Source organism: Promicromonospora sp. NPDC057138 (assembly GCF_042670845.1).
Taxonomy (GTDB): Bacteria; Actinomycetota; Actinomycetes; order Actinomycetales; family Cellulomonadaceae; genus Promicromonospora.
The window spans coordinates 1-10,363 of record NZ_JBHUUX010000109.1 but is presented as its reverse complement, the minus strand read 5'-3'; the positions used below and the strand labels follow the sequence as shown (position 1 = coordinate 10,363).

The window sequence follows — 10,363 nt, the reverse complement described above, 5'->3', positions numbered from 1 at the left end:
AGCCGCGAAGTAGAGCGCCTGTCCGAGTCTCCTCGGACAGGCGCTCTACTTCGCGGATCGCTGCCTGGCTTCTTGCCACCGGACACCCATAACGAGCGCGCCGCCGGTAGCTTTGGAGTGCAATGGTGCTTGGGCGAAGAAAGGGCTGGCGATGACACGACCCGAGGTCGTTCTGGTCGGGGTGGACGGGTCGGCCGCGAGCCTGCACGCGCTGGACTGGGCGACCGCGTACGCACATCGTGTGGGCTGGTCGCTGCACATCGTGTGCAGCTACTCGTTGCCGTCGTTCACGGCGGCGTCGCTCGACGGCGGGTACGCCGCCCTCGACGACACCACCATCCAGGAGGGCGCCAAGTCGGTCCTCGCCGAGGCGGAGGCCCGCGTGGCCGACGCCGGGGTGCGCGCCACCACGGAGGTCGCCACCGGTGACGCGGCGGGCGTGCTCGTGGAGCTGTCCGCCGACTACGGACTGGCCGTCGTCGGCACGCGCGGCCGCGGCGGGTTCACCGAGCGGCTGCTGGGCACCGTGTCGTCCGCGCTGCCCGCGCACGCGCGCTGCCCCGTCGTCGTGGTGCCGTTGCGTGCCGAGGCCAACCGTGGCGTCGCCTGGAGCGTGCCCGACGGCGGCACCGGCGTGCCGGCGTCCGACACCGAGGCGGCGGCCGCGGCGACCGGGGCCGCCGAGATCCGGGAGGTACGCCGCATCGTCGTCGGCGTGGACGGGTCCCCACAGGCCGAGCGTGCGCTGCAGCACGCGATCGCGCAGGCCAACGCGTGGGGTGCCGAGCTGACCGCCGTCACCGGGGTTCCCGTGGGCAACGCCGGGATGCTGGCGTGGCTGCCCTCGAACATCGACCGCGAGCAGGTGCTGGCCGACATCGGGGCGGGCATGGACGTCGTGGCCGACCGGTACGAGGCCGAGAATCCCGGGCTGCGGATCCGCCGGATCGTGCTCGACGGCACGGGCGCGGAGCTGCTGACGGAGTTCTCCACGGCGTCGGACCTCGTGGTGGTGGGCTCACGCGGCCGCGGCGGGTTCCGGGGCCTGCTCCTCGGCTCGACGAGCCAGGCCGTGCTCCACCACTCGGCCTGCCCGGTCCTGGTGGTCAACAAGCACTGCCCGGAGTAGGTCCGCGAAGTAGAGCGCCTGTCCGGGTCCCCCTGGCGATCACCAGGGAGACTCGGACAGGCGCTCTACTTCGCGGACCTACTTCGCGGCTTCGGCTGCTGCCAGGAGGACGCAGGTCGCCACGCCGTCCATGGCCGTGCGGACCTCGTCCAGCGGGGGCATCGACGGCGCGAGGCGCACGTTCTTGTTCTCCGGGTCCTTGCGGTACGGGTGGGTGGCACCCGCCGGCGTGAGCGCGATCCCGGCCTCCTTGGCCAGCTCCACCACGCGGGAGGCGGTGCCCGGCGCGACGTCGAGGGACACGAAGTAGCCGCCCTTGGGCTCCGTCCACGACGCGATGCCGTATGCGCCGAGGCGCTCGGCCAGGATCTGCACCACTGCCTCGAACTTGGGCGCCAGGATCTCGCGGTGCTTGCGCATGTGGTCGCGTACGCCGTCGGCCGAGCCGAAGAACATCGCGTGCCGCAGGTGGTTGAGCTTGTCCGGGCCGATCGACGCCGCGGACAGGTGCTTCTTGTACCAGGCGATGTTGGCCGGCGAGCTGCCGAGGAACGCGACGCCCGCGCCCGCGAACGTGATCTTGGACGTCGACGCGAACAGGAACACGCGGTCCGGGTGTCCGGCCTCCGCGGCCAGCGCGATGGCGTTCGGGCTGGCCACCTCGTCGTCGGTCAGGTGGTGGACGGCGTACGCGTTGTCCCACATGATGCGGAAGTCCGGCGCGGCGGTGGGCATCGAGACCAGCGCGCGGGCGACGTCCTCGGTGATGACCGAGCCTTCGGGGTTGGAGTAGGTCGGGACCACCCACATGCCCTTGATGGTGGGGTCCGTCGCGACGAGCGCGGCCACGGCCTCGGCGTCGGGCCCGTCCGGCGTCATCGGGACCGGGATCATCTCGATGCCCAGCGCCTCGCAGACCGTGAAGTGGCGGTCGTAGCCCGGCACGGGGCAGATCCAGCGGACCTTGTCCTCGCGCGCCCACGGCTTGGGCGACTCGGGGAACCCGAACAGCTCGGCGTACGCGACGACGTCGTGCATGATCGTGAGCGAGGCGTTGCCGCCCGCGAGGAGCTGCTCCACCGGCACGTCCAGCAGCTCGGCGAAGATGCGCCGGACCGCGAGCCCGCCGTCCAGCCCGCCGTAGTTGCGCGCGTCGGTGCCCGTGTCGTCGGCGTGCACACCGATCCCGGGCAGGGCGAGCATCGGCTCGGCGAGGTCGAGCTGCTCGGCCGACGGCTTGCCGCGCGTGAGATCCAGATTCAGGCCCTTGGCCTGAAGCTCGGCGTAGGCCCGCTGCAGCTCGGGGAGCGCCGGGAGCGTTGCGGTGGTGGGGGACGACGTCGTAGTGGTCACCTCCCGGAGCCTACGCTCAGCTCGCGGTCGGTGACAGTTCGGAACGCTCGTCCGTGCCCTCGCCGGTGGTGTCGACGTCGGGAGCGGCAGCGGTGGCGATGTCCGTGGGGTCGCTGGGCGCCTCGTCCGCCGCGTCGGCGGTCGCCTCGTCCGCGTCATCGGGCTCGGCGGTGGGGTCTTCGCCCGAGCGCTCGCCGCGGAGGGCGACGAGCGACTCCTCCAGGATGTCCAGCGCCATCTCCAGCTCGGGCTGCACTATCGACAGAGGCGGCGACAGGCGGATGGTCGCGTCGTGCGTGTCCTTCGCGAGCACGCCGCGCTCCAGGAGCGCCTCGCACAGGTCGCGCCCCGTGCCGAACGCCGGGTCGAGGTCGACGCCTGCCCACAGGCCGATGGTGCGCGCCCCGGTGAGCAGGCCGCGCTCCACGAGCGCGTCCAGCCGCTCCTTGAGCACCTTGCCCGACGCCGCTGCCCGCGCCTGGTACTGCCCCGTCGCGAGCAAGTCGAGCGCCGCGATGCCGACCGCGCAGGCCAGCGGGTTGCCGCCGAACGTCGAACCGTGCGTGCCCGGGGTCAGGACACCGAGGATCTCCGGCTTGCCGACCACCGCCGAGACCGGGACGATCCCGCCGCCGAGCGCCTTGCCGAGACAGACCAGGTCCGGCCGCACGTCCCAGAGCTCGCACGCGAGCGTCGTGCCGGTGCGGCCCAGGCCCGACTGGATCTCGTCCGCGACCAGCGCGATGTTCTGCTTCGTGGTGAGCTCGCGCAGGCCCGGCCAGAAGTCGTCCGGCGGCACCACGACGCCGGCCTCGCCCTGCACCGGCTCCATGAGGACGGCGACCGTGGTGTCGTCCACGGCGTCGGCGACGGCGCCCAGGTCGCCGAAGGGGACCTGGCGGAAGCCAGGAGTGAAGGGGCCGAACCCGTCGCGGACCGTCGGGTTGTCCGAGAGGCCGGCGAGCGTGGTGGTGCGGCCGTGGAAGTTGCCGCCGGCGACCACCACCGTCGCCTGGTCCTCGGGCACGCCGCGCACGTCGTAACCCCACTTGCGGACCGCCTTGATCGCGGTCTCCACGGCTTCGGCGCCGGTGTTCATCGGCACCACGAGGCTGTTCTCGCCGCCGGTCGTCAGCGGACCCACTACCTCGACCAGCCGCTGCGCGAACTCCTCCAGCCGGTCATGGTCGAACGCACGGGAGGTGAGCGTGACCTGGCGCAGCTGCGTCATCGCCGCGGCCACCAAGCCTTGATGCAGGTGCCCGAAGTTCAGCGCCGAGTACCCCGCCAGGAAGTCGAGGAACTCGTTACCGTCCGTGTCCCATACATGCGTACCGTGCGCTCGCGCGATGGTGATCGGGAGTGGATGGTACGTCGGGGCGAGTGCGCCGTGAGTCGTTTCCGCCATGGATCGCAAGCCTAGACAGGGTCCTGTCATCCCGCCTAGGGATTGTGATATCCGGCTACTTCTGCTCGATGACGCGGGGAAAACGCTCCGGCGGAGTGCCGAACGCGACGCGGGACTGGCCGATCACGGTGTGGCCGAGGGCGCGCGCACCGACGAACCCGACCACCGCGCCGATGCCGAACGGCAGGATGCGGCCCAGCAGCAGGCTGCCCTGCTTGGCGATCTGCTTCTGGACGAACCGGTGCGTCAGCGCCTTGTTCACTCGCTGCAGCGTGGTGCGCGGCATGGTCGTGAGCAGCACCTTGCCCCAGGCGACGCCCGACCCGCCGATGGCGTTCTCGACGTCCTGCGCGCCCTGGTCGCCGAGCACGGCGGCGAGCAGCAGCGCCCGACGGCGGCGCACGTCCTGGACGTCGATGCCGTGCACGTCAGCCACGGCGAGGGAGAACGCGGCCGACGAGGCGAAGAACGTCGCGACGTCGCTCGCCGACAGCGCGACGCTGGCCGCCGTGCCGACCGCCGGGATCGCGGCGGCCGCGCCGACGGCGCCGCCCGTGGTCTGGATGACCCGCAGGTACTCCTTCTCCAGGAGCTTGATGATCTCGGCCGGGCTCGCGCCGGGATTCCGGGCCCGCACCTTGTCCACATGCTTGTGGATGGTCGCCGACGGGATGGCCACCGCCCGGTCCACCAGGTAGTCCAGCGGGCCCTCAGGCTTGTAGTTGACCCAGTCCGCCGGCGTGACCTCCACCGAGTTGTCCGGCTTGAGGACCGCGTCGCCCGGGGCTGCCCGGCCGTTGGCCTCTGGCGCGGTCAGCTTCTTGTCGTCGGTCATGTCAGCCCTCCGCCGGCTGCTCGAACTGCGCGTCCGGGATCTGCGCGCCGGCCTTGAGCGTGCGGCCCACCGTGCAGGTCTTGTCGATCGACCGCTGCGCGATCGTGAGGAGCTTCGCGCGGTCCTCGTCGTCGAGCATGGACAGGTCGATCTCGAACTTCTCCGTGAGCACCGGGTACCGGTCCTCCGCGACGTTCTTCGGGTCCTCGACGCGGATCGTGGTCTTGTAGTCGTCACCCAGCCGGCGCGCGAACGCCCGGTCGCTGCTCATCCCGGCGCATGCCGCGAGCGCGACCTTCAGCAGCTCGCCCGGCGTGAACACCGCACCGGCGCTCGCGGGCCCGATCTCGACCCGAGCGCCGCGGGCCGTGAAGCCCGTGTACGTGCGGGTGCCGTTGCGCTCCACCCACAGCGGGTCGGTGGGCGAGGGGGTCGCGGCGTCCTCGGTGCTCGTAGCGCTCGAGGTGGTGGTCTGCTCCGTCATGGGGCTCATCCTTCCACTGCTCACCGACACGGTCACGGAGTCCGGTCCGGCGCATCCCGGTCGGTGGGACTAGTCGTCAACGCGAACGACGTGCAGGACGTTCCCGCTCGCCGCGCAGAGTGCGTCCGCCGCTGCGACGATCGTGCTCATGGCGCAGAACGCGAGCGACGAGCCCGGCGGGACCGGCCCGACGTCGGGCGGCCCGACGTCGACCGGCCCGACGTCGTCGGCCGCGCGCTGGAAGCCGGACTGGCGCGACGTCGTGAAGCGGCTGATCGGCGTGGTCGCGGTGATCGTGGCCGTGTGGCTGGTGTACCTGTTCCTGTCGGCGTTCCTGCCGCGCTGGTGGGCCCAGGTGATCGGCAACGCCGTGGACGGCTCGTTCTCGGCGGGTGCCTGGTGGGGTCTGGTCGTCGGCGCGGTGTTCACGGCGATCCCCGTGCTGTTCCTGGTGCAGGCCGTGCTGCCGCGGCGGTCCTGGCCGGTCCGCGGCGCGTTCGTGGTGCTGGCCGCGCTGTTCGCGGTGCCGAACCTGCTGACGCTCGGGATCGTGCTCGGCACCTCGGCGGCGTCCCACGCCGGCGAGCGGATCCTCGACGTCGACGGGCCGGCCTTCCGCGGCGGTTCGGCGTGGGGTGCGGCGCTCGGCGGCGTCGTGGCGCTGGTGCTCGTCACGATGGGCGTGCTCCACCGCCGTCGTGGGGACCAGCTCAAGGAGCTGAAGGTCAAGCAGGACTGAGCTCGGGCAGCCGCTCGGGAAGAGGCGCTCAGGAAGTAGTGCTCAGGAAGTAGTGCTCAGGATGCGTTGCCCAGGATCCGCGCCGGGTCCTGCCCGAGGTCGCGGACGAGCTGCTCCATGGCCGCCTGGCGGCGGGCGCGCAGGACATCGAGCCAGACCGGCACCGGGACGGCGCGCACGACGATCTCCTCGTCCTCGTCGCCCGCCGCGATGCACAGCGCGTCCGTCGTGACCCCTCCGATCTGGGTGTGCTCGACCGTCACGCCGTCCCGCGTGCGCGGCACCCACCAGTGGGGCTCCTGGCCCTTGCCGGCCCAGAGCTCGACCCGGTCGGGCAGGATCGCGACCGCCGCGTACCGCGAACCGTCGGCCCTGATCAGGCCAGGGTCCACGCCGAGCCGAGCGGCGGTCGCGGCCATCGACGTGGCGGGCACCACGAGGGCGACCGTCGCCGTCGGCCGCTGGGCGGCGACGCGCCGGACCAGCGCCCGCGCGCTGGCGTTCAGCCCCGCGTAGATCGCCACCAGGATGACCAGCACCGCGCCGATGCCGATCACGAACGGCCACGCGGTACCACCGCCGACGAGCTGGCCGGCGAGCCGGACCGCGGCGGCGAGCCCCATGGCGACGACGGCCACCCACAACCATGGCGAACGCCTGATACGTGACCCCACCTGCTCGGACATGCAAGAACCCCCTGATCGACTGGCCGTGAGTATCGCAGGTCGGCGGCGTCGGGCACCAGGTTCGCGCGCCGTCCGGCATAGGCTTTGCCGCATGACCGAGATCGAGACCCCGTACGAGGACCTGCTCCGCGACGTGCTCGCCACGGGGACCCGCAAGGGCGACCGGACGGGCACCGGCACCCGCAGCGTGTTCGGGCGGCAGATCCGGTACGACCTGTCCCAGGGGTTCCCCCTGATCACGACCAAGCGCGTGCACCTCAAGTCGGTCGTGTACGAGCTGTTGTGGTTCCTGCGCGGCGACTCCAACGTGCGCTGGCTGCAGGAGCGCGGCGTGAAGATCTGGGACGACTGGGCCGACGAGTCGGGCGAGCTGGGCCCGGTGTACGGCGTCCAGTGGCGCTCGTGGCCCACGCCCGACGGCGGGCACGTGGACCAGATCGGATCAGTGATCGAGCAGATCCGCACCAACCCGGACTCGCGCCGGCACATCGTGACGGCGTGGAACCCGGCCGAGGTGGACGACATGGCGCTGCCGCCGTGCCACGCCCTGTTCCAGTTCTACGTCGCGGACGGCAAGCTGAGCTGCCAGCTCTACCAGCGGTCGGCGGACCTGTTCCTCGGCGTGCCGTTCAACATCGCGTCCTACGCGCTGCTCACGCACATGGTCGCGGCGCAGACCGGGCTCGAGGTCGGCGAGTTCGTCTGGACCGGCGGCGACGTGCACATCTACGACAACCACGTGGAGCAGGTCGAGACGCAGCTCGCGCGCGACCCGTACCCGTACCCCTCGCTGCGGCTCGCCCCGCGCGACTCGATCTTCGACTACGAGTTCGAGGACGTCGAGGTGCTCGGCTACGTCTCGCACCCCACCATCAAGGCCCCGATCGCCGTCTGATGATCGGACTCATCTGGGGCCAGGCCCGCGACGCCGCCGGCCGCCCCGTGATCGGCGCCGGCGGCGACATCCCGTGGCGCGTGCCCGAGGACTTCGCCCACTTCAAGCGGACCACGTCGGGCCACCCGGTGGTGATGGGGCGGCTCACCTGGGAGTCGCTGCCGAAGCGCCCGCTGCCCGGCCGCACCAACATCGTGGTCTCCTCGCGCGGCCCGCACGGCGTGCCGGACGCCGGCGACGACGCCGTCGTGGCCGGGTCGATCGGCCAGGCGCTGGAGGTCGCGGCCGGCGAGCCCGGCGGCGACGAGGTCTGGGTGATGGGCGGGTCCCAGCTCTACAGCGAGACGCTGCCCATCGCCGACGTGCTGGAGGTCAGCGAGATCAACGCCGAGATCGAGGGCGACGTGTTCGCCCCCGAGATCGGCCCGGAGTGGACCGTCGCCTCGTCGACCGAGTGGACGACGTCGTCGTCGGGCCTCCGCTACCGCCACCTGACCTACCTCCGCGCGACGTAGCGGCGCCACGGCCAGCCGGCCGGACGTCTACTCGGTGCCCTTCGATGAGATGGAGCCCTGCCGGTCGATGAGATCGCGGACTACGTCGAGGGTGGTCACGGCCTGCTGCCTGACAGTGAGGTCCTTCTCGGTGTCGATCACAGCCGTCAAGAGGGGCACAAGCTGCGGCCAGCCAATGAGGGACGCGGCGAGCAGAGCGTTGCGCCGGACCAGCGGCTCTGGGTCGTGGAGCGCCCAGCGCAGCAAGTCGTACGAGACGGCGTCGTACTCCCGTCCCGCGCAGTGGATGCCCATCCTGCGCAGAGCACGCATGAGAGCCATGTCGTCGCGGGTGTTCGCCGTCATCTGCAACAGGGACTCGTCGGAGTGGAGGGGCAGCGCGTCGCGAAGCGAGTCGGCGAACCACTCGGACGAGTCCCCCTCGACCGCGAGGTAGTCGACCTGGAAGCGCTGGTCCTCGATCCAGTGGACCACCAGTGTCTCCACGTCATCGGTGTCCTCGGGGCTGTCGGCGTCAGCAAGCCCGAGAACCCACGCCAGTTCCTCGATGGGTCCATCGGGCTGCCTCACATCGACCGGCGTCCAGCCGCTCTCCTCGGCGAATGCCTGGATGTCCTCGCGCCCGAACGGTTCGCGGGGAATGAGCTGGACGAGGGGTGTCACGTCACGCTCTCCTGTATCGACCACGAAGTCTTCTGCAGTCAGACCAGGTCGCGGACGGCGGCGTACTGCTCGCGGATCACCGGCTTCGGGTCGGCGTCGAGCGTCGTGGCGATCGTCGTGGACCACGCCGGGGCCACCGCCCCCGGGTCGCCCGCGGACGCGAGGACCCATGCGGCCTGGCGCGCGGCGCCGTCGGCCACGTACTCGCCGGGCTCGGGGATGCCGATCGGCAGCCCGAAGACCTGCGGGGCGATCTGCTGCACGGCCGGCGACTGCGCGGCCCCGCCGATCAGCATCACGCGCTCCACCGAGACGCCCTGGGCGCGCAGCGCGTCGAGGCCGTCGGCGAGCCCGCACAGCATGCCCTCGATGTAGGCGCGGCCCAGGTGAGCGCGGGTCGAGGTCGCCAGGCGGATGCCGTGCAGGGTGCCCGTGGCGTCGGGCCGGTTGGGCGTGCGCTCGCCCTCCAGGTACGGCACGAGCACGAGGCCGTCCGACCCCGGCGGGGCCTGCAGCGCCAGGTCGGCCAGCTCGTCGAAGTCGACGTCGAGCACCTCGCGGGCGGCGTCCAGCACGCGCGCCGCGTTGAGCGTGACAGCGAGCATGAGGGCGTTGCCGGTCGCGTCGGCGAACCCGTTGATCGCGCCGGACCCGTCGGCGGTGCGCTTCGGCGCGACGGCGGACACCACGCCCGACGTGCCGATCGAGATGGCGATGTCGCCCGGCGTCATGCCGAGCCCGAGGGACGCCCCGGCGTTGTCGCCGGCGCCGGGCCCGACGAGGCAGCCGGTCCCTGAGCCTGTCGAAGGGTCGAGCGCCGAACCCGCGACGTCAGGGTGCGCGACGGCGCCCGCCTCGGCCACGCCGACCACGCGCGGCAGCACGACGTCGGCCCGCCCCAGGGCGCGTTCCAGCAGGTCGGGGCGGTACTCACCGACGGCGGCGTCGTAGTACCCAGTGCCGGACGCGTCCGAGCGGTCCGTGAACAGCCTGTCGAGCTGCGGCCCCAGGGGAGCGGTCGCGTCGCCCGCTGGCCCGTAGCCCGCGATGCGCCAGGACAGCCAGTCGTGGGGGAGCGCGACGGCGGCCACCCGGGCCGCGTTCTCCGGCTCGTTGTCGTGCAGCCAGCGGAGCTTGGTGACGGTGAGGGAGGCGACGAGCACGGAGCCGACGGCGTCGGCCCAGGCCTGGGCGCCCGCCTCGCGGCTCCCGTCGCCCAGCTCGGTGATCAGGGCCTCGGCCGAGGGCGCGGAACGGTTGTCGTTCCACAGCAGCGCCGGCCGGATGACGTTGCCGTCGGCGTCGAGGACGACCATCCCGTGCTGCTGACCGCCCACGGCGAGCGCTGCGACGTCGGCCAGGCCGCCCGCCGCCGCGGACGCCTCCTGGAAGGCGTCCCACCAGTGCTGGGGGTCGACCTCCGTGCCGTCGGGGTGCTTGGCGGAACCGGTCCGGACCAGCGCGCCGGTCTCGGCGTCGCGGACGACGATCTTGCAGGACTGCGTGGACGTGTCCACGCCGGCGACGAGGGGCATCGGTGCTCCAGGAACAAGGTGGGGTGGGTGAGGCGACAGACACGCTACCGCTACCGCTGGTCGAGCTTGTCGAGACCCGGGTCTCGACAAGCTCGTCCAACGGGTGGTGAGGTCGGCCCGC

Annotated in this window: 11 protein-coding genes; 4 read left to right on the top strand and 7 right to left on the bottom strand. The window is 72.0% G+C overall.

All coding sequences use genetic code 11. The features are described 5' to 3' along the window. Nucleotides 1-151 precede the first annotated feature (151 nt). Nucleotides 152-1,129, top strand: a complete 978-nt coding sequence (locus ACFT2C_RS28305; RefSeq protein WP_377210439.1) for a universal stress protein — start codon at nucleotides 152-154, stop codon at nucleotides 1,127-1,129. Nucleotides 1,130-1,207: 78 nt separating this feature from the next. On the opposite strand, the gene ACFT2C_RS28300 is transcribed toward ACFT2C_RS28305, so the two are convergent. From ACFT2C_RS28300 to ACFT2C_RS28285, 4 genes are read right to left on the bottom strand one after another with little or no spacing between them, the layout of a single operon-like run. Further along, a complete protein-coding gene (locus ACFT2C_RS28300) occupies nucleotides 1,208-2,482 on the bottom strand; it encodes an aminotransferase class I/II-fold pyridoxal phosphate-dependent enzyme (RefSeq protein ID WP_377210438.1) in 1,275 nt (424 codons plus the stop codon). 16 nt (nucleotides 2,483-2,498) lie between these two features. Next, the gene (rocD, locus tag ACFT2C_RS28295; protein ID WP_377210437.1) at nucleotides 2,499-3,890 is read right to left on the bottom strand and encodes an ornithine--oxo-acid transaminase; all 1,392 of its coding nucleotides are present in this window, start codon (nucleotides 3,888-3,890) and stop codon (nucleotides 2,499-2,501) included. Between the two features lie 55 nt (nucleotides 3,891-3,945). Continuing rightward, entirely contained in the window at nucleotides 3,946-4,725 is a 780-nt protein-coding gene (locus tag ACFT2C_RS28290) for a hypothetical protein (protein WP_377210436.1), read from the bottom strand. A gap of 1 nt (nucleotide 4,726) precedes the next feature. Next, complete coding sequence (locus tag ACFT2C_RS28285) at nucleotides 4,727-5,209, bottom strand: OsmC family protein (RefSeq protein ID WP_377210435.1); 483 nt, start codon at nucleotides 5,207-5,209, stop codon at nucleotides 4,727-4,729. A 148-nt stretch (nucleotides 5,210-5,357) separates the two neighbouring features. Between ACFT2C_RS28285 and ACFT2C_RS28280 the strand changes: the two genes are divergently transcribed. Beyond that, nucleotides 5,358-5,948, top strand: coding sequence for a hypothetical protein (locus ACFT2C_RS28280; RefSeq protein WP_377210434.1), 591 nt, complete (start codon nucleotides 5,358-5,360; stop codon nucleotides 5,946-5,948). A gap of 56 nt (nucleotides 5,949-6,004) precedes the next feature. On the opposite strand, the gene ACFT2C_RS28275 is transcribed toward ACFT2C_RS28280, so the two are convergent. Next, a complete protein-coding gene (locus ACFT2C_RS28275) occupies nucleotides 6,005-6,586 on the bottom strand; it encodes a hypothetical protein (RefSeq protein WP_377210433.1) in 582 nt (193 codons plus the stop codon). A 139-nt stretch (nucleotides 6,587-6,725) separates the two neighbouring features. On the opposite strand from ACFT2C_RS28275, the gene ACFT2C_RS28270 reads away from it, so the two are divergent. Continuing rightward, the gene (locus tag ACFT2C_RS28270; RefSeq protein WP_377210432.1) at nucleotides 6,726-7,529 is read left to right on the top strand and encodes a thymidylate synthase; all 804 of its coding nucleotides are present in this window, start codon (nucleotides 6,726-6,728) and stop codon (nucleotides 7,527-7,529) included. Beyond that, nucleotides 7,529-8,044 carry a dihydrofolate reductase gene (locus ACFT2C_RS28265; protein WP_377210431.1) on the top strand — a complete coding sequence of 172 codons (516 nt, stop codon included), beginning with the start codon at nucleotides 7,529-7,531 and terminating at the stop codon, nucleotides 8,042-8,044. The genes ACFT2C_RS28270 and ACFT2C_RS28265 overlap by 1 nt, the downstream gene beginning before the upstream one ends. A 27-nt stretch (nucleotides 8,045-8,071) precedes the next feature. On the opposite strand, the gene ACFT2C_RS28260 is transcribed toward ACFT2C_RS28265, so the two are convergent. Both ACFT2C_RS28260 and ACFT2C_RS28255 read right to left on the bottom strand, forming a co-directional pair. Beyond that, nucleotides 8,072-8,707, bottom strand: coding sequence for a HEAT repeat domain-containing protein (locus tag ACFT2C_RS28260; protein ID WP_377210430.1), 636 nt, complete (start codon nucleotides 8,705-8,707; stop codon nucleotides 8,072-8,074). Between the two features lie 38 nt (nucleotides 8,708-8,745). Further along, entirely contained in the window at nucleotides 8,746-10,242 is a 1,497-nt protein-coding gene (locus ACFT2C_RS28255; RefSeq protein WP_377210429.1) for a xylulokinase, read from the bottom strand. Nucleotides 10,243-10,363: the final 121 nt, after the last annotated feature.